Origin of the sequence: Brevundimonas sp. NPDC046655 (genome assembly GCF_044901625.1) — a bacterium.
Taxonomy (GTDB): Bacteria; Pseudomonadota; Alphaproteobacteria; order Caulobacterales; family Caulobacteraceae; genus Brevundimonas.
On sequence record NZ_JBJDPV010000002.1, the window covers coordinates 318,625 to 338,808 of the forward strand.

Annotated in this window: 22 protein-coding genes; 7 read left to right on the forward strand and 15 right to left on the reverse strand. The window is 68.6% G+C overall.

The genetic code is table 11. The annotated features are described in order from the left end of the window. Positions 1-18 precede the first annotated feature (18 nt). Both ACI2KI_RS09300 and ACI2KI_RS09305 read right to left on the reverse strand, forming a co-directional pair. Positions 19-714 (reverse strand): 2OG-Fe(II) oxygenase, encoded by a 696-nt coding sequence (locus tag ACI2KI_RS09300; protein ID WP_404619480.1) that lies wholly within the window; start codon positions 712-714, stop codon positions 19-21. Between the two features lie 45 nt (positions 715-759). Next, complete coding sequence (locus ACI2KI_RS09305; protein ID WP_404619482.1) at positions 760-2,028, reverse strand: EAL domain-containing protein; 1,269 nt, start codon at positions 2,026-2,028, stop codon at positions 760-762. Between the two features lie 111 nt (positions 2,029-2,139). On the opposite strand from ACI2KI_RS09305, the gene ACI2KI_RS09310 reads away from it, so the two are divergent. Both ACI2KI_RS09310 and ACI2KI_RS09315 read left to right on the forward strand, forming a co-directional pair. Further along, complete coding sequence (locus ACI2KI_RS09310) at positions 2,140-2,910, forward strand: SDR family NAD(P)-dependent oxidoreductase (protein ID WP_404619485.1); 771 nt, start codon at positions 2,140-2,142, stop codon at positions 2,908-2,910. Continuing rightward, positions 2,900-3,832, forward strand: a complete 933-nt coding sequence (locus ACI2KI_RS09315) for a lysophospholipid acyltransferase family protein (protein ID WP_404619487.1) — start codon at positions 2,900-2,902, stop codon at positions 3,830-3,832. The genes ACI2KI_RS09310 and ACI2KI_RS09315 overlap by 11 nt, the downstream gene beginning before the upstream one ends. Here the strand turns inward: ACI2KI_RS09315 and ACI2KI_RS09320 are convergent. Further along, positions 3,829-4,326, reverse strand: coding sequence for a response regulator (locus tag ACI2KI_RS09320; protein WP_404619489.1), 498 nt, complete (start codon positions 4,324-4,326; stop codon positions 3,829-3,831). The genes ACI2KI_RS09315 and ACI2KI_RS09320 overlap by 4 nt on opposite strands. A gap of 64 nt (positions 4,327-4,390) precedes the next feature. After that, positions 4,391-4,603 (reverse strand): DUF2093 domain-containing protein, encoded by a 213-nt coding sequence (locus ACI2KI_RS09325; protein ID WP_292083958.1) that lies wholly within the window; start codon positions 4,601-4,603, stop codon positions 4,391-4,393. Between the two features lie 84 nt (positions 4,604-4,687). On the opposite strand from ACI2KI_RS09325, the gene ACI2KI_RS09330 reads away from it, so the two are divergent. Beyond that, positions 4,688-5,842, forward strand: a complete 1,155-nt coding sequence (locus tag ACI2KI_RS09330) for a P1 family peptidase (RefSeq protein ID WP_404619491.1) — start codon at positions 4,688-4,690, stop codon at positions 5,840-5,842. Between the two features lie 147 nt (positions 5,843-5,989). On the opposite strand, the gene xseA is transcribed toward ACI2KI_RS09330, so the two are convergent. Then, on the reverse strand, positions 5,990-7,477 hold the full coding sequence (xseA, locus tag ACI2KI_RS09335) for an exodeoxyribonuclease VII large subunit (RefSeq protein ID WP_404619493.1): 1,488 nt from the start codon (positions 7,475-7,477) through the stop codon (positions 5,990-5,992). Between the two features lie 242 nt (positions 7,478-7,719). On the opposite strand from xseA, the gene ACI2KI_RS09340 reads away from it, so the two are divergent. After that, entirely contained in the window at positions 7,720-8,157 is a 438-nt protein-coding gene (locus ACI2KI_RS09340; RefSeq protein ID WP_390182805.1) for a hypothetical protein, read from the forward strand. A 48-nt stretch (positions 8,158-8,205) separates the two neighbouring features. After that, positions 8,206-9,483 (forward strand): phosphoribosylamine--glycine ligase, encoded by a 1,278-nt coding sequence (gene purD, locus ACI2KI_RS09345; RefSeq protein ID WP_404619496.1) that lies wholly within the window; start codon positions 8,206-8,208, stop codon positions 9,481-9,483. A 45-nt stretch (positions 9,484-9,528) separates the two neighbouring features. Here the strand turns inward: purD and ACI2KI_RS09350 are convergent, their stop codons facing one another. Further along, complete coding sequence (locus ACI2KI_RS09350; RefSeq protein ID WP_404619498.1) at positions 9,529-10,083, reverse strand: murein L,D-transpeptidase catalytic domain-containing protein; 555 nt, start codon at positions 10,081-10,083, stop codon at positions 9,529-9,531. A gap of 272 nt (positions 10,084-10,355) precedes the next feature. Between ACI2KI_RS09350 and ACI2KI_RS09355 the strand changes: the two genes are divergently transcribed. Further along, complete coding sequence (locus ACI2KI_RS09355) at positions 10,356-11,672, forward strand: amidohydrolase family protein (RefSeq protein ID WP_404619501.1); 1,317 nt, start codon at positions 10,356-10,358, stop codon at positions 11,670-11,672. Here the strand turns inward: ACI2KI_RS09355 and lpxK are convergent. From lpxK to ACI2KI_RS09375, 4 genes are read right to left on the reverse strand one after another with little or no spacing between them, the layout of a single operon-like run. Next, on the reverse strand, positions 11,663-12,679 hold the full coding sequence (gene lpxK / locus ACI2KI_RS09360) for a tetraacyldisaccharide 4'-kinase (protein ID WP_404619503.1): 1,017 nt from the start codon (positions 12,677-12,679) through the stop codon (positions 11,663-11,665). The two genes, ACI2KI_RS09355 and lpxK, sit on opposite strands and share 10 nt — an antisense overlap. Next, positions 12,676-13,977 carry a 3-deoxy-D-manno-octulosonic acid transferase gene (locus ACI2KI_RS09365; RefSeq protein ID WP_404619505.1) on the reverse strand — a complete coding sequence of 434 codons (1,302 nt, stop codon included), beginning with the start codon at positions 13,975-13,977 and terminating at the stop codon, positions 12,676-12,678. Before ACI2KI_RS09365 ends, lpxK begins: the two co-directional genes overlap by 4 nt. A 3-nt stretch (positions 13,978-13,980) precedes the next feature. Beyond that, positions 13,981-14,667 (reverse strand): lysophospholipid acyltransferase family protein, encoded by a 687-nt coding sequence (locus ACI2KI_RS09370; protein ID WP_404619507.1) that lies wholly within the window; start codon positions 14,665-14,667, stop codon positions 13,981-13,983. Continuing rightward, on the reverse strand, positions 14,664-16,529 hold the full coding sequence (locus tag ACI2KI_RS09375; RefSeq protein WP_404619509.1) for an ABC transporter ATP-binding protein: 1,866 nt from the start codon (positions 16,527-16,529) through the stop codon (positions 14,664-14,666). Before ACI2KI_RS09375 ends, ACI2KI_RS09370 begins: the two co-directional genes overlap by 4 nt. A 91-nt stretch (positions 16,530-16,620) precedes the next feature. Here ACI2KI_RS09375 and ACI2KI_RS09380 point away from each other — a divergent pair, with 91 nt between their 5' ends. Further along, entirely contained in the window at positions 16,621-17,286 is a 666-nt protein-coding gene (locus tag ACI2KI_RS09380; RefSeq protein WP_404619617.1) for a protein tyrosine phosphatase, read from the forward strand. Between the two features lie 3 nt (positions 17,287-17,289). Here ACI2KI_RS09380 and ACI2KI_RS09385 read toward each other — a convergent pair whose 3' ends face one another. The 5 genes from ACI2KI_RS09385 to ACI2KI_RS09405 all read right to left on the reverse strand — a co-directional run bounded on the left by ACI2KI_RS09385 (position 17,290) and on the right by ACI2KI_RS09405 (position 20,179). After that, a complete protein-coding gene (locus tag ACI2KI_RS09385) occupies positions 17,290-17,490 on the reverse strand; it encodes a hypothetical protein (protein ID WP_300199985.1) in 201 nt (66 codons plus the stop codon). Next, positions 17,487-17,675: a hypothetical protein gene (locus ACI2KI_RS09390; protein WP_312064473.1), complete on the reverse strand. Its 189-nt coding sequence runs from the start codon at positions 17,673-17,675 to the stop codon at positions 17,487-17,489. The genes ACI2KI_RS09385 and ACI2KI_RS09390 overlap by 4 nt, the downstream gene beginning before the upstream one ends. A 99-nt stretch (positions 17,676-17,774) precedes the next feature. Beyond that, complete coding sequence (locus ACI2KI_RS09395) at positions 17,775-18,026, reverse strand: DUF4170 domain-containing protein (protein WP_312064475.1); 252 nt, start codon at positions 18,024-18,026, stop codon at positions 17,775-17,777. A 15-nt stretch (positions 18,027-18,041) separates the two neighbouring features. Continuing rightward, the gene (locus ACI2KI_RS09400) at positions 18,042-18,836 is read right to left on the reverse strand and encodes a 3'(2'),5'-bisphosphate nucleotidase CysQ (protein WP_404619511.1); all 795 of its coding nucleotides are present in this window, start codon (positions 18,834-18,836) and stop codon (positions 18,042-18,044) included. After that, positions 18,833-20,179 (reverse strand): TldD/PmbA family protein, encoded by a 1,347-nt coding sequence (locus tag ACI2KI_RS09405; RefSeq protein WP_404619512.1) that lies wholly within the window; start codon positions 20,177-20,179, stop codon positions 18,833-18,835. Before ACI2KI_RS09405 ends, ACI2KI_RS09400 begins: the two co-directional genes overlap by 4 nt. Between the last annotated feature and the right edge of the window lie 5 nt (positions 20,180-20,184).

The window sequence follows — 20,184 nt, forward strand, 5'->3', positions numbered from 1 at the left end:
CTCTTTCTTGATCGGGTTTCAGGCGGCATCATGAAAAATCAGCCCCAGCGTCATCCGCTTGCCCGACCGCACCGCGCTGACCCCGTGACGCATCTGCACGCGATAGTCGCCGCGCATCCCGGCGACAGGACGCTCGCGCACGGCGAAGATCACCGCCTCGCCCTGTTTCAGCGGCACGACATGGGCCTGTGACTGCGATCGGGGCTTCTGCTCGACCAGCACGAACTCGCCGCCCTCGAACGCCGCCGGATCGCTCAGCAGAATGGCCGCCTGCAGCGGGAAGACCAGATCGCCATAGAGGTCCTGATGCAGCCGGTTGTAGTCGCCGGGGCCGTAGCGCAGCATCAGCGAGGTCGGCCGTGTCTGGCCCGCCGCCCGGCATTGGGCGGTCAGGTCGTCGAGACTGTCGGGAAAGCCCGGCCGATCCAGCCGCGCCGCCCAGCCGTCAGCGATGGGCGCCAGACCTTCATAGAGCCGCGCTCGCAGCCGGGGCAGGGGATCGGGCAGGGGATTGGCGAAATACTGATACTCGCCCTGACCAAAGCCGTGGCGCTGCATGACGATGCGGCTGCGGAACCGCTCGGGCCGATCGTATAGGGCCTGCAGGGCGTCGCAGGTCGCGGGCGTCAGCAACGGCCCGACCACGGCCCAGCCCCGGGCGTTCAGATCGTCGGCGATTCGGGGCCAGTCGAGGGTGTCGGTCATGGGCGTCATAGACGCCGGTCGAGACGACCTGTCTGGCGGCTTTCGGCTGCGGGATCAGAACCGGCGGCGTTGCTCGGCCGATTTGAGCGTCGAGCGGACGAACTCGGTGGGCGGGTCGGTCTCGGCCAGGACGGCTTCCTTGATGGCGCGCGGCTCGCCGAACAGGTGGCCCTGGCCCATGCCGACGTCCAGTTCTAGGATGTCGACGACCTGTTTCTCGCTCTCGACCTTCTCGGCGATCAGTTCCAGACCGTAGCGGCGCGTCAGGGGGGCGAAGTCGGCGGCCTGGATGTCGGGCTGCGTCGGCAGGGGCGCGGCGCCGTCCAGATCCAGCAGTTGCTCGATCAGCAGGTCGGCGGCGATCTTGATGAAGCGCACGTCCGAGCGTTGCAGGTCGGCGAAGTCCAGATCGAGGGTCTGCACCTTGTCGATGGAGAAGCGGAAGCCCAGGTCGGCCAGCTTGGCCATGTTGCGGGCCTCGGACGCGCCGCGTGCGTCGAAGGTGGCCTGACCCAGTTCGAAGATCAGGGCGTCCTTCAGATCGCGGTTCTGGCTGAGGAAGTCGAGGAACTGCGGGAAGAAGGTCTCGTCGCCCAGCGAAGTCAGGGAGATGTTGCAGAAGACCCCGACCTTGCGGTCCTGACGCGCCAGACGGCGCACGATCTGGGCGCAGCGGAACAGCAGCAGGTTGTCGATGGCGGGCAGCAGGCCCTCGCCCTCGGCCACCGACAGGTATTCGGCCGGCATCATGACCCGGTTGGACGGATCGCGCAGACGGGTGAAGCTCTCGTAGAAGACGGTCCGGCGCTGAGGCAGGGTGACGACCGGCTGCAGATAGAGGTCGATACGGTTTTCCGTCAGGGCGTCGTGGACGGTTTTCAGCAGGGTGTTGGACTGGACCTGACGGCGACCCTCATAGGTGTCGGCGGTGATCGGCGACGAGGCCAGACGCTCGTCGATCGACTCGCTCATCTGCTGGACCAGACCTTCCAGCATCCGCACCTCGCCGGTCAGGGCCTCGGTCCTGGACAGGGCGCCGCTCTCGATGGCCTCGGCCAGCTCTGTCAGCGCGCCCTGGGTCGACTCCATGGCGTCGGCCAGCAGACGGTGCGCCTCGCGGACCTTGGCGACCTCCTTGCGCAGGGCGCGACGGTCCAGGGTGCCGGCGATCACGGCGTGCAGCCCGATCAGGACCCCTAGGGCGCCCAGCACCCCGGCCGCGCCAGCGCCGGCGCCCATACCCGCGCGCCAGATCGCCGCCCCGATGGTCAGGGACAGGAACAGGTAGCCGAAGAACAGAAAACCGCCGGTGATCTTGCGCATGGGGCCGGTATCGAGCCGCCTTTCCCTTATGGAATCGGCCGAGTATCGGTCTAACTAGAGATAACGGCTAGGGTTGGGGCGCAGAAAACCCGACCAAAGGGAGGTTAACGCATGGAATTGTTCGATCTGAGCGGCAAGGTCGCCATCATCACCGGCTCCTCCAAGGGCATAGGCAAGGCCATCGCCGAGCGCCTGGCCGAGCACGGCGCCCGCGTCGTCATCTCCTCGCGCAAGGCCGGGCCCTGCGAAGAGGTCGCCGCCGCCATCAATGAAAAGCACGGCGCGGGCCGCGCCATCGCCATCCCCGCCAACATCGCCTCCAAGGAAGACCTGCAACGGCTGGTGGACGAGACCAACGCCGCCTTCGGCCAGATCGACATCCTGGTCTGCAACGCCGCGACCAACCCCTACGCTGGGCCGATGGCCGGCATCGCCGACGACCAGTTCGAGAAGATCCTTCAGAACAACGTCATCTCCAACCACTGGCTGATCCAGATGATCGCGCCGCAGATGCTGGAGCGCAAGGACGGGGCCATCCTTATCATCTCGTCCATCGGCGGGCTGCGCGGGAACGCCCTGATCGGCGCCTACAACATCTCCAAGGCCGCCGACATGCAGCTGGCGCGCAATCTGGCGGTCGAATACGGCCCGTCGAACGTGCGCGTGAACTGCATCGCGCCGGGCCTGGTCCAGACCGACTTCGCCAAATACCTGTGGGAGAACCCAGAGCTGTTGAAGACGGTGACCGAACCCGCACCGCTGAAAAGGATCGGCCAGCCTGATGAAATCGCAGGCACGGCGGTCTATCTGTGCAGCCCTGCCTCGGCCTATGTGACCGGACAGACCCTGGTTGTGGACGGCGGACTGACGATTGCCTGGTGATAAAGACAACAAGGTCGGCTTTTTCCAGGACCTGAACTGGCGGTTGGAGGCGGTGGCGTTCAAGGCGCTGTTCGCCTTCCTGCGCGCGCTGGGCGTCGAAGGGGCCTCCGGCTTCGGGGGCAAGCTGCTGCGCGGACTGGGGCCGCTGACCGGGACGCACAAGACGGTGACGCGCAACCTGCGCATCGCCTTCCCGGACATGGACCCCGCCGAGCGCGACCGTTTGGCCGTGGATCAGTGGGAACAGACGGGACGGACCTTCGCCGAGTTGGCCGTCATGGACCGTCTGACGCCCGAAAGCGGCCGAATCGACATCGTCGGACTGGAGCGGCTGCACGCCGTGCGCGACGGCGGCAAACCGGTGGTCCTGATCTCGGGTCACCTGGCCAATTTCGAGGTCATGGCGGCGGTCATCATGGCGGCGGGCGTGCCCTGCCAGGTGACCTATCGCGCCGCCAACAACCCCTATGTCGACGCCCTGATCCGCCAGAGCCGCGAACGCTATGGCATCAAGCTGTTCGCGCCCAAGGGCGACGGCACGCGCGAGCTGATGGCGGGGATGAAGCGCGGCGAGTCCATCGCCCTGCTGGTTGATCAGAAATACAACCAGGGCCCGGAGGTCGAGTTCTTCGGCCAGCCGGTCAACGCCTCGCCCGGCGCCGCCCGTCTGGCGCTGAAGTTCGGCACGGTGATGCAGCCCCTGTCGGTGACCCGCCTGCCCGGCGTGCGCTTCCGCGTCACGGCGCACGAGCCGATCGCCGTGCCCGACACCGGAGACAAGGCCGCCGACGTCCTGGCGGGCATTCAGGCGGTCAACCGCTTCGTCGAGGATCGGGTGCGAGAACATCCCGTGGACTGGTTCTGGGTCCACAAGCGCTGGCCGACCGCGGTCTATGCCGAACTGAGGGCTTCGGACGCCTAGTCGATCACGGCGTCGCCGACGCGGCGGAACGGGCCGTCATAGTTGTCCGGCTGGGTCCGGCGACGGTCGGGGCCGAAATAGTCGCCGCCCCGGATGAAGGGACGCGGGCGCATGATCACCGCCTCGATCCGCGCCAGAAGCGCGGGGGCGTTGACCGGCTTGGCCACGAACTCCGTCACGCCCGCATCACGCGCCTCTGTGACGCGGCGCTTCTCCGAATGACCCGTCATCATGATGATCGGCAGATAGGGATTGGGGCTGTCCTCAGCCGTGCGGATCAGCTGGGTGAAGGTCACGCCGTCCACCGGCAGCATCCGGAAGTCGACGATGGCCATGTCGGCCGGTCGCTTTCTCAGGGCTTCCAGGGCGGCGGCCCCGTCCTCGACTTCGCGCACCCGGCCCACGCCGACTGACTTCAACATAGCCGAGACGATGGCCCGCATGTTGGGGTTGTCGTCGGCGAGCAGGATGTCGAGCGACTGCAGGGCGGACATGGGACACGACACGATCTGACGGCCGCCCGAAGCGCGCCGCGCAGGAAAAAGCGGATGGCGAGGGTCAGGCGTCGCGCGCGGCGGCCATGAATTCCAGCGGACTGGCGTAGGCTTCCTGCCGCTCGGCCGACCAGTAGCGCAGGGCGGGCAGTGGAATAGGCACGCCGCTGACGGCGCAGGTCACATAGGCGCCGGGGCGCAGCACGGCGAACTCGCCGTCGCCGTAGTGGAGCGTGGCGGGCGAGGGCGAAACAGGAGGAGAAGCAGGCGTCGTCATGTAGCGATGATTGGCATGGCTTGTCGCAAGAGACGAGAGGCGAATCGATGTCATTTGAAAACTGGTCGATGACAGGAACCGCCGATGATCCGTTCGCCTCTCATGTGGTCCGCTTTCGCCCTGGCGACGGTGCTGGCGACGTCGCCGGTCGTCGCGCAAACGGGCGGGGCGCGACCGACGATTCGTGATCTGGGCCGGACGCCGGGCGTCCTGTCGCCCGGACCGCTGAACGCCATCACCGACGTGGCGGGCGTGCGCGTGGGCCAGGTGACGCTGCGGCGCGGCGACAGTATCCGCACCGGGGTGACGGCCATCCTGCCGCACGGCGGCGACCTGTTCCGCGACAAGGTTCCGGCGGGGCTGTCGGTGGCCAACGGCTTTGGCAAGCTGGCGGGCGCCACCCAAGTCAAGGAACTGGGCGAGATCGAGACGCCTATCGTCCTGACCAACACCCTGTCGGTGGCGCGCGGCATTGAGGGAATCCTGGACTGGACGTTGAAACAGCCCGGGCACGAGGACATCCGCTCGGTCAACGCCGTGGTGGGCGAGACCAACGACGGCGGCTTGAACGACATTCGCGCGCGCGTGGTGACCGCCGCCGACGTGGTGCGGGCGATCGAGACGGCCAGCGGCGGCCCGGTCGAGCAGGGCGCGGTCGGGGCCGGGACCGGCACCATCGCCTTCGGCTTCAAGGGCGGGATCGGGACCAGCTCGCGCAAGCTGCCGATCAGTCTGGGCGGTTTCACCGTGGGGGTGCTGGTCCAGTCGAACTTCGGCGGGGTGCTGAGCATGGACGGCATGCCCGTCGGCGTGCCGCTGGGCCGTTACTTCCTGCGTCAGGAGGTCGAGGCCGAGCGTGCGGACGGCTCGATTATGATCGTGGTGGCGACCGACGCCCCCCTGTCGGACCGCAATCTGGAGCGGCTGGCCGACCGCGCCTTCGCCGGTCTGGCGAGGACGGGGGCGGCCTTCTCGAACGGATCGGGCGACTACGCCATCGCCTTCTCTACGGCCGAGGGCGTCCGCCGAACGCTCGAGCGACGCGGCGGGCAGGCGACGGTGGCCGACTGGCCCAACGACCGCATGTCGCCCCTGTTCGTCGCCGTGGCCGAGGCGACCGAGGAGGCCATCCTCAACTCCCTGCTGAAGGCCGAAACCACCACCTCGATCATCGACGGCAAGCCGGTGACGGTCGAGGCATTGGATGTCGAGACGGTGAGCGGGCTGCTGAGCCGCTAGATTTCTCCATCCGCTCATCCCCGCGGAGGCGGGGACCCAGTAAGAACCTCGCGCTCTGCCATCGGAAAATTTTTCTGAAGATCCAAAGCGTAGCGGTTCTAGCCAAACCACTGGGTCCCCGCCTCCGCGGGGATGAGCGGATTTGGGCTAGAATAGATCGCCCTGGTCCACCGCCGGCGCCTTCGGGCGCGGCGCCGGTTTGGGCGCGAGCGGCGTGACTGGGGCCGGACGCGGCGTAGCGCCTTCGCCATCGATGGTCGCGCCCCTGGCGCCGTCGCCGAAGACGATGCGCACGGCCTGGCCCGGCGACAGGGCGGCGGCCGAGGCGATCATGGCCCCTGCCGCGTCCTCGATGCGGGCGAAGCCGGGCTTGGGCCGCTTGGGATCGAGCGTCGCCAACGCCCGCGACAGGGCGGCCAGCCGGGTCTCGTCGCGGTCCAGCCGCCGCTTCATCGCCGGGCCGAAGCGGTCGGCATAGGCGGCCAGCCGGTCGCCGCGCCGTTCGATGGCGCGGTCCAGCAGACCCTTGGACAGGCGTCCGCCGACCACGGCCAGCTGGCGCTCATGCACAGCCACGTTGCGGTGCAGGCCCGAGCCTAGACGGCTGGCGGCGTGGTCGAGCCTTTGCTGCGGCAGGGCCAGCAGATCTTCAGGCCGGGCGGGCAGGCCGCGGGCGGCGGCCCGCAGGCGGGTGCGGCGGTCTTCCAGCAGGCGCGACCCGGCCCGCGCCAGACGCGCCTCCAGATCGCTCAGCGCCCAGCGCAGGTCGGCCAGAACCGGGGTGGCGATCTCGGCGGCCCCGGTCGGCGTCGGCGCGCGACGGTCGGAGACGAAGTCGATCAGGGTGGTGTCGGTCTCGTGTCCCACGGCCGAGATGATGGGGATGCGGGCCTCGGCCACGGTGCGGGCCAGGGCTTCGTCGTTGAAGCACCACAGGTCCTCGACCGAGCCGCCGCCGCGCGCCACGATCAGCAGGTCGGGGCGGGGGATAGGGCCGTCCGGCGTCATCTGATCGAAGCCGCGAATGGCGTTCGACACCTGACCGCTGGCGGCGTCGCCCTGAACCACGACCGGCCAGACGATGACGCGGCAGGGCCAGCGCTCGGCGATGCGGTGCAGGATGTCGCGGATCACGGCCCCGGTGGGGCTGGTGATGACGCCGATGGTCGCGGGGAAGGTCGGCAGGGGTTTCTTGCGCGACGGCTCGAACAGGCCCTCGTCGCGCAGACGCGCCTTCAGCCGTTCCAGCTGGGCCAGCAGGGCGCCCGCGCCGGCCGGCTCCATGCTCTCGATCACGATCTGATAGGAGGAGCGCGCCGGATAGGAGGTGATCTTGCCGGTGACAATGACTTCCAGCCCGCTTTCCGGCTGGGCGCCCAGACCCTTGACCATGCCCTTCCAGATCACCCCGTCGATGGCGGCCTTGTCGTCCTTCAGCGTCAGATAGACGTGGCCCGAGGCGTGGCGGTTGACCTTGGAGATCTCGCCGCGCAGCCGCACGTGACCGAAGCGGTCCTCCAGCGTGCGCTTCAGCGCGAAGCTGAGCTCCGAGATCGACAGGGGCGGATTGTTGTCGCGCGCGGCGGCGGGCGCCTCGGCGGGGCCTTCGAAAGCATAGTCGTCGTCGGAAATCATGGCGCGACCTTAGCCCGTCTTGTCGCAGGCGGGAACGGGGCGGGGCCGCGTCCGTTAGCTTGACCATGGAGCCCGCCGACCCGCCCGGAACCGATCCCGCCGAACGCGCACCGCGTGAGCGGCAGATGTCGCGCCGTAGTCATGCGCCCTCGGTCAGCCCGTGGCTAGTGATCGGCGCCATCCTGTTGCTGGGGGCGGTGATCTATGTCGCCTCCGCATTGTTTTAAAGCCAAGGAAGCCTGATGAAGATCCATGCCCTGACCGCCGCCTCCGTCGCCGCTCTCATGCTGGCCGCCTGCGGTGATAACCGTACCGACGACGTGGTTCAGTCGCCCGCACCCGGCGCGCAACCAGCCCCGGTGACCGAGACGCGCGCCGACGCGGCGACGGCTGACGCAGCCCTGGCCTTCGGCATGTCGCGCTCTCAGTTGGAAGACGCAAATCTTCTGTCCGCCGACAACACCGACCTCGGGGATGTCGAAACCCTTGTCCTGGATGCGTCCGGCAAGTTGACCCACGTGGTGGTCGAACTTGAAGGGCCGGACGACGTGAAGGTGCAGGTTCCCGTCGATCAGGTTCGCGGTCTTGCGCGCAACAACGCCGCCGACAAGGATCTGACCACTGACCTGACGGCGCAGCAGTTGGCGGCCCTGCCGCGCTGGACGCCCCCGGCGAAGTAACCCTTTCTCCCGCTTGACCCGGACGGCGCGGGCGGTCATTGCGCAGACATGAACATTCTGCTCGTCGGATCCGGAGGGCGTGAGCACGCCCTGGCCTGGAAGATCGCCCAGTCGCCGCTGGTCACGCGGCTCGTCGCCGCGCCCGGCAATCCCGGCATGGCGAAGCACGCCGAGCTCAAGCCCGAGGTCAAGGCGACCGACGCCGACGCCCTGACCGCCCTGGCGCGCGGGATGAAGGCGGACCTGGTCGTGGTCGGCCCGGAATCGGCCCTGGCCGAGGGGCTGGCCGACCGCCTCAACAGCGTGGGCATCCCCTGCTTCGGCCCGACAGCCAAGGCGGCGCAGCTGGAGACCTCGAAGGCGTTTTCGAAGGCCTTCCTGCAGCGTCACGGCATCCCGACGGCGGGCTACGGCGTCTATGAGAACGTGGCCGAGGCCAAGGCGGCGCTGAACAACTATGCCGCCCCCTATGTCATCAAGGCCGACGGTCTGGCGGCGGGCAAGGGCGTGGCCATCAGCCCTGACAAGAAGGACGCCGAGGCCGAGATCGAGCGGATGCTGGGCGGGCGTTTCGGCTCGGCCGGGTCGCGCGTCGTGATCGAAGAGTTCATGGACGGCGAGGAAGGCTCGCTGTTCGCCTTGTGCGACGGGAAACAGGCCGTCCTGTTCGGTGGGGCGCAAGACCACAAGCGCGCCTTTGACGGCGACATGGGGCCGAACACGGGCGGCATGGGCGCCTATTCGCCGGCGCCGGTCTTTACGCCCGAACTGGTGCAGCAGGCTGACGAGCGCGTGGTTCAGCCGACGATCCGCATGATGGCCGCCGAGGGCGCGCCCTATCGCGGCGTCCTCTACGCCGGTCTGATGGCGACCAGGGAAGGCCCCAAGGTGGTCGAGTTCAACGCCCGCTTCGGCGACCCCGAATGCCAGGTGCTGATGATGCGCTTCGACGGCGACATCGTGCCCCTGCTGCTGGCCTGCGCGCGCGGCGACCTGTCGAAGGCGCCGGCGCCCCGGTTCAAGGACGGGGTGGTCATCACCGTGGTTCTGGCGGCCAAGGGCTATCCCGACAGCCCGCTGGAGGGCTCGGTCATCCGCGGCGCCGATCAGGACTTCGGCCCCCACGTCCAGGTCTTCCATGCGGGGACCAGAAAGCGCGACGACGGCGCTCTGGTCGCGGCGGGCGGTCGGGTGCTGAACGTCTGCGCCCATGGCGCCGATATCGCCGAGGCGCGTGCGCGCGCCTATGAGGCGGTCGCCAAGATCGACTGGCCCGGCGGTTTCCACCGCAGCGACATCGGCTGGCGGGCGCTGGAGCCGCGTTAAGCGGATCATGGAAGAATGGAGCTGCGTCAAGCGGCTCCAAAACACCTAGGTCATGGCGAACAGCAGCCGGCCTTCGCCCATGCGCTCGCGCAGGGGGACCAGATCGGCGTGGGACACGGAGAAGCAGCCGTAGGACCGGCCCAGCTTGCCTTCGCGGGCCAGGAAGGCCGGGTCGGCGTAATCGGCGCCGTGGATGATGATGGCCCGTTCGCGCGCCCGATCGTTGGAATACTCCAGCCCGTCCAGCAGGACGTTCGGCCCCTGCTGAGAGCCCCAGCTGGCGCCGGCCGTGGCGAAGGCGCCGATCGACGACATGTGGCTGTTCATCTCGTTCGAGAAGCGCTGGGCGAAGCCCGAGTGCGCCGGGTCCGAGCCGCGCCCGTGGCTGGTGCGGTAGGCCGTGACCCAGCCGCCTTCCAGATCGACTTCGTAGAAGCGGTCCTCGCCCGAGAACTTCTGGAAATCGACCAGATACATCCGGTCGCGTTTGCTGATCTTGCGACCGTGGGTGTCCAGCGCGGCGCGGGCGTGCTCCATCAGGTCCTTGCGGACGACGCCGTGCGGATCGATGACGGGGCCGGACGCCTTGGCCTTAAGCACAGGCTGGGCCACAACGGTCGGGACCGGAACGACAGGAAGGCTGGCAGGCGCGGCGCCGGCGAGCTGAACGGTAGAGGCGGCGGATGAGCACCCCGCCAACAGGGCCGAACCGCCCAAGATCAAGCCACGTCTGGAAAGCCGCATGCGACGCCCCTCGCACGATTTAAACAACTGTATCGGCTTGTTTCACAAAGCCCCGTAACGACGCAACCTGAGCCTTGGCGAAAGCCGCCGACCCGGTAAGGTGACGCCCATAGTTTTGGGAGGGACCGATGAAGAAACTGGCTCTGATTGTGACCGTCGCCGTTCTGGCCGCCACCTCGGCGCAGGCGCAACAAGCCCCTGCGGTCGCTGCCGTTTCGGCGGAACAGCCGACCACGTTCGTCCAAGTGGGGCGACTTCTGGCCGATCCGGCCAGCGGCCGGGTGCTGCGTGATAAAACTCTCGTGATCAGAGGGAACCAAGTCGTCGAAATCCGCGACGGCTTCGTAGGCGACGGAAAAGTCGTCGATCTGCGCGGCGCCTTCGTCCTGCCCGGCCTGATCGACAGCCACGTCCACCTGACCAGCCAGCAGAACCCCAACGGGCGTCTTGAGAACGTCACCGAGTCGAACGCGACCCAGGCCATGATCGGTGCGCGCTACGCCCGTCGCACCCTGAACGCCGGCTTCACCACGGTCGCCGATCTGGGGGCCAGCAACGAATCCATCTTCGCCCTGCGGGACGCCGTGAAGCGCGGCGACGTGCCGGGGCCGCGCATCATCGCGGCGGGCTCGGCCGTGTCGGTTCACGGAGGTCACGGCGACATCAACGGCTATCGCGAGGACATCATGCATGTCCTGTCGCCGGAAAGCGTCTGCTCGGGCGTCGAGGACTGCATGCGGGCGGTGCGCCTTCAGGTCCGCAGCGGCGCCGACATCATCAAGATCACCGCTACGGGCGGCGTCCTGTCCAATACGGCGGCGGGTCTGGCCCAGCAGTTCAGCGAGGACGAACTGGCCGCCATCGTCGCCTCGGCCCACCGCATGGGGCGCCAGGTCACGGCCCATGCCCACGGCGTTGACGGCATCAACGCCTTCCTCAAGGCGGGCGGCGACTCCATCGAGCACGGCACCTATCTGGACGACGAATCCATGCGGTTGTTCAGGTCGCACGACGCCTGGCTGGTGCCGACCCTGATGGCCGGGGACTATGTGGCCCGCATGGCGTCCGGCCCGGACAACTTCTTCACCCCGGCCCAGACCGCCAAGGCGCTGGAGGCCGGGCCCAAGATGCTGGACATGGCGCGTCGGGCGCACGCGGGCGGCGTCCGTATCGCCTTCGGCACCGACTCGGGCGTTTCGGCCCACGGCGACAACGCCCAGGAGTTCGCCCTGCTGGTCCGCGCGGGTCTGACCCCGCTGGAGGCCATTCAGGCCGCCACCGTCGGCGCCGCCGAGCACCTGAAGATCTCGAACGAAGCGGGCCGTTTGGCGCCGGGCATGCCCGCCGACCTGATCGCGGTCTCGGGCGATCCGCTGAGCGACGTGACCGAACTGGAACGCGTCCGCTTCGTGATGAAGGGCGGTCAGGTCTTCCGTCAGGACTGACGGTTCAGCCGACCCAGCAGGAAGTCGGCGAAGGCCGCTTCCTGCTCCAGCCGAGCGACGACCGGCCAGGCGACGATCCGGTCGCGCCACGCGGGCGGCAGGCGCACCCAGTCCTTCTCCGTCGTGACCAAACCGGCGTCGAACAGGGTCGCGCGGTCGTTCAGGAATGCGAAGTCGCGCTCCGAGAGTTCGGCGTGGTCTGGGAAGGGGACGAAGTCCTTCAGGTCGCAACCGGCGGCGATCAGCGAGCGCTCGACCTTCCACGGCTTGGCGATGCCGGCGAAGCCGACCTGCGGTCCTGACGGCGGCGCGGCGGCGGGCTCCAGACGGGCGATGAAGACGTGCAGGGCACCGAAGGTCTCGACCAGTTCTGGATCGGCTTCTGGCAGGTCAGCGGGCAGGAGGATGACGACCGCATCGGTGCGCGCCAGCCCGGCCTGCAGCGGCTCCCGCATGGGGCCCGACGGAAACACGGAGCCATCGCCGAAGGGCCATTCGTCGCCGCGCGTCTCGCCATCGACGACGATCAGGCTGAGGGTCTTTTGCAGCGCCGGGTTCTGATGGGCGTCGTCCAGCACCAGGGCCTCGGCCCCGGCGGCGACGGCGGCGCGGGCTCCGGCCACGCGATCACGGGCGATCCAGGCGGGGGCGTCGCCCGCCAGCATCAGAGGCTCGTCGCCGACCTCGGCGGCGGTGTGGGCGGCCAGATCGACCTGAACCGGGCCTTCCAGCGATCCGCCGTAGCCGCGCGACAGGGCGGCGGCCCTGATCCCTTGCGCGTGCAGCAGGCGCAGGACCTCGCGCGCGATCGGGGTCTTGCCTGACCCGCCTACCGTCAGATTGCCGATGGAGATGACCGGCGCGCCGGGATCGACCGGCGTGGCGCGAGCGATGCGGCGGGCGGTGACGCCGGCCCAGATCCACGAGGCGGGCTTGAGCAGCATGCGCGCGACCGGGGCGTGGCGGCGGTCGCGGCTGTACCACCAGCGGGGGGTGTTCAGCTTCATCGGCGGCCTCGCGAGGGGGCGGCGGGCAGATGAGCCTGCAGCGCCAGCCACAGGCGGTCCAGCCCGGCGGCGGCCTCGGCGGCGGCGCGACGGCCACGCTCGCCCATGTCGCGCGCCGCCTCGGGATGGGCCAGCAGCGGGCCGACGATGCCCGGAAGTTCAGAAGGTGACAGGACCGAGACCAGGCCGCCGGAGTTTTTCAACATCCGCGTCACCGCGTTCCAGTTGCTGGCGTCGGGGCCGGTGACGACCGGCTTGCCCAGACGTGCGGGCTCCAGCGGATTGTGCCCGCCGACGGCGCCGCCGCCCAGAGCGGGCGCGAAAGATCCGCCCATCACCACCACGTCGGCCAGCCGCATGAATAGGCCCAGTTCGCCGAGGGTATCGGCCAGATAGATGTCGGTGTCGTCGGTGATCGGCTGACGCAGGCTGCGCCGCGCGAAGCTGTAACCGTCCTGGGCCAGCGACCGGGCGATCTCGTCGGCGCGGTCGGGGTGGCGCGGCACGACGATCAGGAAGAGGCGCTCGGCCAGATGATCCAGCGCCCCGACGATGGCCATTTCCTCGTGCTCGTGGGTGCTGGCTGCGACGACGACGGGGCGGTCGTCGATCAGGGCCGACAGACGGCCGAACTCGCCCTTGTCATAGGGCAGGGGCTCGCCCGACAGCTTCAGATTGACCTGACCGTCGACGCGGGCGCCGAGCGCCGTCAGCCGGTCGGCGCTGGCCTGATCCTGGGGCCAGACATGGGCGAAACAGGCCATTAAGGCGCGGGCCATGCCGGGCGCCTTCTTCCAACCCTCGGCGGTCTTGTTGGTGATGCGGGCGCTGACCAGGGCCAGGGCGACGCCGCGCTTCTTCGCCGCCGTCAGCAGGTTGGGCCACAGCTCGCTTTCGACGAAGACGCCGATGGTGGGGCACCAGTGGTCGAGGAAGGCGGCGACGGCGCCGGGGCTGTCCACCGGGGCGAACTGGTGGATGACGCCGTGCGGCAGGCGCTGGGCCAGGATCTGCGCCGAGGTCAGGGTCCCGGTGGTGACCAGGACAGTCACGTCGGGGCGGTCCTTACGGATGCGCTCGGCCAGGGGCAGGATGGACAGGGCCTCGCCGACGCTGACGCCATGAATCCAGATCAGCGGCCCGGCGGGGCGGACCACGCCTGCCAACCCCAACCGTTCATCGACGCGCTGCGGGTCTTCCTTGCCCTGCTTGACGCGGCCGTCGAGTAGGCGCGGGACCAGGGGTTCGATCAGCCGGGTCAGCAGGCGATAGGCGATCAGGGCGGGGCTGAAGATCACGGCCTAGACCCGCTCGAGCCCGACGATGGCGTCGGCGCGGGCTTCCACCGCGGTCAGGCGCTCGGTCCAGTCTGCGGCGACCGCGGACATCTCGGCGCCTTCAGGATACCAGGCCTTGTCCCAGACCACGGCGCCCTTGCCAAAGGGAAGCGGCAGGACGGCCCGGTCCCAGCTGTTCAGCCGAACCGCAGGCTTGCATGAAATGCCGATGAACAGGACCGGCGCGCCCGAAATCTTTGCCATCAGGGGCAGGCCCTCGGCCATCTGCCGCGCCGGGCCGCGCGGACCGTCCGGGGTGACCGCCAGTCCGCCGACCTTCAACTGCTTCAGACCGTCGCGTAGGGCCTGGGTGCCGCCCTTGGACTGCTTGGCCTTGTCCTTGTTGCTGGAGGAACCGCGCACGGCGGGGATGCCGAGTCGACCCACAGCGCGCGCGAAGAACTCGCCGTCGGCGCTCAACGACACCAGCCCCTTGACCGGCTGGGCCCGCTTCATCGGCCAACTGGCCGGGGCCAGGGCCAGCCGCGAGTGCCAGAAGGCGCACAGGACGCCGCCGCCCTCGGCCCAGACCTCCTCGGCGACCTGTTCGTTCTCATATTCCCAACGGATGGTGGCGTAGCAGAACCGCATCCATTCCGAGAGGATCCAGGCCATGGAGGTCTGGATGAGCGGATTACGCAGGGGCCTCATGCGCCGGTCTCGTCGGGCAAGGCGGACGCGCCGACAGGCGCGGGGCCGTCCAGCGACTGCTGCCTGGCCAGGCGGGCGTAGAGCCCGCCCTTCCAGACCAGGGCGCTATGCGTGCCCTGTTCGACCACGCGACCCGCCTCGATGACATAGATGCGGTCGGCGTTCTGAACCGTCGACAGACGGTGGGCGATCATCAGGGTGGCGCGGCCTTGCATCAGCCGCTCCAGGGCGGCCTGAACCAGGGCCTCGCTTTCGGTGTCGAGGGCGCTGGTGGCCTCGTCCAGCAGCAGGATGGGCGCGTTCTTCAGGAAGGCGCGGGCGATGGCGATGCGCTGGCGCTGGCCGCCCGACAACCGCATCCCGGCCTCCCCGACGCGGGTGGCGTAGCCTTCGGGCAGGGCGGTGATGAAGTCATGAGCGGCGGCGGATCGCGCAGCCTCGATGATGTCTTCGGCTGTCGCGCCCTTGCGACCATAGGCGATGTTGGCGGCCACGGTGTCGTCGAACAGGAAGGGCTCCTGCGTCACCAGGGCGATGTGATCGCGCAGGGACTGCAGCTTCAGTTCGCGGATGTCGCGACCATTGATGGTCACGGCGCCGGCGGTGACGTCATAGAAGCGCGGCAGCAGCGACAGGATGGTGGACTTGCCGCCGCCGGAGGGGCCGACCAGGGCGATGGTCTCGCCCGGCGCGACATGCAGGCTGACGTCCGACAGGGTCGGCGCGCCGCCTTCTTCATTGGCGGCATAGGTGAAGGAGACATGATCGAAGGCGACCGTGACCGGCCCGGTCTCCAGCTCCACGGCGTCGGTCGCCTCGCGGATCTCTGGCTCGATATCCAGGGCGGTGAACAGGCGACGCGCGGCGGTCATGCCTTCGCTGAGGACGGTGGTCAGATTGGTCACCTGACGCAGGGCCTGTCCCGCCAGCAGCAACATGCCGATAAAGGAGGCGAAGGCGCCGACCGTCATCTGGCCCTGACTGGCGCTCCAGCCCGCATAGGCCATGACAGCGGCGACGATGGCGTAGGCGACGATGTCGCTGGCGGGGCCGGCGAAGGCGCGGCTGTCGGCGCCCTTGATGATGTGACGCTGGCGGCGGTCGATGACGGTGGAGACGCGGGCCTCCTCGGCGGCTTCGCGGTTCTCGATCTTGATGACGCGGACGCCGTCCAGGTTCTCCATCAGGGCGCTGGACAGGGCCTCGGTCTCGACCATGGCGCCCCGGGCGGCCTTGCGCGACTTCTGGCCGAAGCGGCGGATGATCCAGCTGACTACCGGCACGCCCAGCAGGACGATCAGGGTCAGCGGCAGGTCGATGAAGCCCATGGCGACGATGACGCCCAGCAGCATCAGGGCGTTCTGGGTGTAGTTGACCACGCCCGAGGTGAAGGCTTCGCGCACCAGGTTGGCGTCGAACAATACGGAAGAGACGAAGGTCCCCGAATGCTGGCCGCGCAACCTCGACAGGTCGGCCCGGATCATGCCCGCGAACAGTTGCTTCTGGATGTCGCCGACGATGCCGTGACCCAACCGGTTCACCAGCGCCGCCTGAGCCGCCATGGCCAGCGACCGGATGATCGCCACCATGATGATGAACAGCGGGATGAGGATCAGCACCCTGTCCGACGGGATGCTGACCAGGCCCCAGATCTGAACCGGCCCTTGGTGCTGGGTGAACAGCAGGTCGATGGCCGGTTCCAGGAACTTCAGCAGCAGGGCGGTCAGGCCGCCCGAGATCGCGGCGCAGAGCATGGAGGCGAAGAAGGCGCCCTTGTGCCGGGACAGGTAGTCGCGCCAGATCCGGCCCAGAAGCGGCCGCAGCGGTTCGCGGGTGTCGGATGCGGGCGCGGGAACAGTCATCGGCTCTCGGTCGAACGGGACGGGCGCCAAGTCAAGCCGCACGGCGAAGGCTGTGGGTGACGCGCTGCGGTTTCATCGCTATCTGCGGCCTATGGCGCACTATGATCTGACAACGCTGATGGGCCGGTTCAAGGCGCATTGGTCCTATTTCTGGGCCGATCACGCCTTCCTGCGCACAGCCTTCACCAACGCCCATTGGCTGGGGCCGGACCTGGTGCGCACCAACCAACCGTCGTCGGGGCAACTGGCCTATTGGCAAAGGCGCGGGATCAGGACCGTCATCAACCTGCGCGGGCAGCGCGACGAAGCCTATTACTGGCTGGAGAAGGACGCCTGCAAGCGGCTGGGCCTGACTCTGATCGACGCCCCGCTGGACTCGCGCGATCCGCCGGGGCGCGACCGCATCGACCGGGCGCGCGACCTGTTCAAGACCATCGAGTATCCGGCCCTGATCCATTGCAAGTCGGGTGCGGACCGAGCGGGGATGATGGCGGTGCTTTATCGCCACTTCCGTCTGGGCGAGCCGATCTCGGCGGCCATGACGGAACTGGGCAAGCGTACGCTGCACAGCCGCGAGGGGCTGACCGGGGTGCTGGATTATACGCTGGAGAAGTATGTCGCCGAGGTCGAGCCGACCGGGGTCAGCTTCGAGGACTGGGTCGACAGCGACGCCTACGACCCCAAGGCGATACGCGCCGAGTTCAAGGCCGGCTGGTGGGGCAAGCTGGTCGTGGACCGCTTGCTGAAGCGCGAATAGGACTTAGCCCCAGGGGCCGCGCTTCGGGCCGTGCTGGGCCGTTTCCGCGTCGCGACGCGCCTTGCGGTCGGCTTCCCACTGGCGAAACCAACGAGCATAATTGCGTTCGCGCCCGAGAACGATCAGCCACAGAGCCAGAACGCTGATCAGGGAGATGATCCCGAACAGCTGTTGCCCGTCGAGGGTCTGGCCAAACAGGGTCACGGTCGCGGCTCCGGCTTGCGGGACGGATGATGATGCCCGGATTCGGCCGGGGTGATGGGGTCGTTCCAGGCGGTGTCCTGATCCTCGCCGGGACGGGGCGTGTGCGCGGGGCCCTTCTTCACGACCCAGACGACGGCGACCACGGCCAGGATCACCAGCAGCAGGACGATCAGGGTGGGCGTCATGACGGAAACCTCTCCAGAAACGCCAAAGGCGGCTGACACGAAAGCGCGTCAGCCGCCTGTGCGGTTCCGTAAACCTCGCCGTGAGGCGAGGGCGGCGGATCAGACGTCCGAGCGCGGGTCGATCAGCTTGTGCGCGTGCAGGATGAAGTAGCGCATGTGGGCGTTGTCGACGGTGGCCTGGGCGCGGGCCTTCCAAGCTTGCTTGGCTTCGTCATAGCTGCCGTAGGCGCCGACGAACTCAACCTTGTCCAAGTCGCGGAAAACCGGCTCGGACGGGTGGCGCATCTCGCCGCCGATGACGAGGTGAAGCAGTTGGGGGTCGTGGGCGTCGGCCATGGAGAGGGGGTCCATTGCGAGAGGGGATGATCAGATGGCGAGCGGGATAGGCGCTGTGCGCCTCACGATCAACGGGTGAAGGGCCGGCGCGGCGCAGATCAGGCTGGTTTGTCGCGGATCGGGACGATTAAAGCACCATGCGTGGCCCATATGATCGCTGACGCGGGCGCCCGCCTCCTCGGCGATCAGGGCGCCGGCGCAGACGTCCCAGTCCCATTTGGGGCCGATGGCGATGGCCGCGTCAAAGGCCCCGGCGGCGACCAGAGCCATGCGATAGGCCAGGGCGTTGCGCTTGGTGAAGCGCATTTCCGGCCAGGGCTCGGTCCATTCGCGCGCCTCCATCAGCCGGGCGTCGGCCAGAAGCTCGGCGTCTTCCAGGGTGTCGGTGTCCGAGGCGCTGATCGGGCGGCCCTGCAGCCGCGCGCCGCCGCCGAGGGTGGCCTCGAACATCTCGCCCAGCATGGGGGCGTGGATGACGGCGGCGACGGGGCGGCCGTCCTCGACCACGGCGATGGGCACGCACCACCACGGCTTGTTCTTCATATAGGCGACGGTGCCGTCGATCGGATCGACGACGAAGATGCGCTTTTTCGTCAGCCGCTCAGGGCTGTCCGCCGTCTCTTCTGACAACCAGCCGTAGTCGGGGCGGGCGCTCAAAAGCGTGTCGCGCAGCAGTTGATCCACCGCCAGGTCGGCGCTGGTGACGGGCGAGCCGCCCTCCTTGGACCAGACCTTCAGTCCTGCCTCGCGATGCTCGAGCGCCAGCTTGCCCGCCGCCGAAGCCGCGTCGCGGATCAGTTCGAGGTCGGACAGAAGCTCGGTCATTTTCCGGCGATGGCCACCGCGTCGAACATCAGGGAGGGGCCGTTGAAGGAACCCCGGAATTCCAGATCTGATCCCCGCACCAGACGGGCGTAGAGGTCGATCAGATTGCCCGCCACGGTCACTTCGCTGACCGGATAGGCCAACTCGCCGTCCTCGAACCAGAAGCCGGACACCCCGGCCGACCAGTCGCCGTTGTTGGCGTTCAGCGAGGGGCCGAACATGGAGGTGATCAGCAGCCCCGACCCGGCCTCGGCCATCAGGCCCGCCTTGTCGCGCTCGCCCGGCGCCAGATGCAGGTTGTGGGTCGAGACGCCCGACGGTCCCGCCAGGCCGCGCGAGGCGTGGCCGGTCGAGGCCATGCCCAGCTGGGCGGCGGCGGCGGTGTTCAGCAGCCAGGTGGTGATGACGCCGTCCTCGACGATGTTGCGCCGCTCGACCGCCACGCCCTCGTCGTCAAAGGGGGTCGAGCCCAGGCCGCGCAGGCGGAACGGATCGTCGATCATGTCCACGCCCGCCGGCAGGACCCGTTGACCGAGCTTGTCCTTCAGGAAGGAGCTGCCACGCGCGATGGCCGGGCCGGAAATGGCGCCCAGCAGGGGCGACAGGACCTGGGTGGCGATGCGGTTCTCGAAGATGACCGGGGCGGTGGTCGAGGCGATCTTGCGCGAGCCGACGCGGGCTACGGCGCGCTCGCCCGCCTTCAGGCCTATCTCGGCGGCGCCGGGCAGGTCGGACAGGTAGCGGGTGGCGCGGCTTTCGCCGCCGCGCTCCATGGCCCCGTTCTTCTCGGCGATGACGCCGACGCCCAGTGAGAAGGCGCTGCCCTTGTGGCGACCGTCAAAGCCGTGCGAGGTGACCAGGCGCCATTCGCTGGCCGACCAGGAGGCGTGCCCGCCCTCGGACTTGGACACGCCCTCGACGGCGAGCGCAGCGGCCTCGGCCTCAGCGGCGGCGGCTTCCAGCGCCTCGGCGGTGCGCTCGGACGGATCGAACAGGTCGAGATCGGCGTGGGGCCCCTGGGCCAGCCGGTCCTGCGGCGCCAGACCGGCATAGGGGTCCTCGGGGGCCAGTTTGGCCATGGCCACGGCGCGCTCGACCAGACGGGCGCGGGTGGCGTCGGACAGGTCGGAGGCGGACACCGTCGCCTGACGCCGGCCGACGAAGACGCGCAGGCCCAGATCGCGGGCCTCTTCGCGCTCGACCTCTTCCAGTTCGGCGTTGCGCACGCCGACGGACAGGGAGGCGCGGTGGGCGGATACCGCCTCGGCGGCGTCGGCGCCGGCCTTCAGCGCGGCGGCGACCAGATCATGCAGGATGTCGGGGGAGGGCGTCTGTGCGGACATGCCCC

Coding starts and splice junctions, on each gene's coding strand:
- ACI2KI_RS09405 (WP_404619512.1), bottom strand. CDS start 20,179: ATGTCCGCACAGACGCCCTCCCCCGACATCCTGCATGATCTGGTCGCC.
- ACI2KI_RS09310 (WP_404619485.1), top strand. CDS start 2,140: ATGGAATTGTTCGATCTGAGCGGCAAGGTCGCCATCATCACCGGCTCC.
- purD (WP_404619496.1), top strand. CDS start 8,206: ATGAACATTCTGCTCGTCGGATCCGGAGGGCGTGAGCACGCCCTGGCC.
- ACI2KI_RS09330 (WP_404619491.1), top strand. CDS start 4,688: ATGATCCGTTCGCCTCTCATGTGGTCCGCTTTCGCCCTGGCGACGGTG.
- ACI2KI_RS09380 (WP_404619617.1), top strand. CDS start 16,621: ATGGCGCACTATGATCTGACAACGCTGATGGGCCGGTTCAAGGCGCAT.
- xseA (WP_404619493.1), bottom strand. CDS start 7,477: ATGATTTCCGACGACGACTATGCTTTCGAAGGCCCCGCCGAGGCGCCC.
- ACI2KI_RS09375 (WP_404619509.1), bottom strand. CDS start 16,529: ATGACTGTTCCCGCGCCCGCATCCGACACCCGCGAACCGCTGCGGCCG.
- ACI2KI_RS09320 (WP_404619489.1), bottom strand. CDS start 4,326: ATGTCCGCCCTGCAGTCGCTCGACATCCTGCTCGCCGACGACAACCCC.
- ACI2KI_RS09325 (WP_292083958.1), bottom strand. CDS start 4,603: ATGACGACGCCTGCTTCTCCTCCTGTTTCGCCCTCGCCCGCCACGCTC.
- ACI2KI_RS09395 (WP_312064475.1), bottom strand. CDS start 18,026: ATGGACCCCCTCTCCATGGCCGACGCCCACGACCCCCAACTGCTTCAC.
- ACI2KI_RS09300 (WP_404619480.1), bottom strand. CDS start 714: ATGACGCCCATGACCGACACCCTCGACTGGCCCCGAATCGCCGACGAT.
- ACI2KI_RS09370 (WP_404619507.1), bottom strand. CDS start 14,667: ATGAGGCCCCTGCGTAATCCGCTCATCCAGACCTCCATGGCCTGGATC.
- ACI2KI_RS09305 (WP_404619482.1), bottom strand. CDS start 2,028: ATGCGCAAGATCACCGGCGGTTTTCTGTTCTTCGGCTACCTGTTCCTG.
- ACI2KI_RS09390 (WP_312064473.1), bottom strand. CDS start 17,675: ATGACGCCCACCCTGATCGTCCTGCTGCTGGTGATCCTGGCCGTGGTC.
- lpxK (WP_404619503.1), bottom strand. CDS start 12,679: ATGAAGCTGAACACCCCCCGCTGGTGGTACAGCCGCGACCGCCGCCAC.
- ACI2KI_RS09400 (WP_404619511.1), bottom strand. CDS start 18,836: ATGACCGAGCTTCTGTCCGACCTCGAACTGATCCGCGACGCGGCTTCG.
- ACI2KI_RS09355 (WP_404619501.1), top strand. CDS start 10,356: ATGAAGAAACTGGCTCTGATTGTGACCGTCGCCGTTCTGGCCGCCACC.
- ACI2KI_RS09340 (WP_390182805.1), top strand. CDS start 7,720: ATGAAGATCCATGCCCTGACCGCCGCCTCCGTCGCCGCTCTCATGCTG.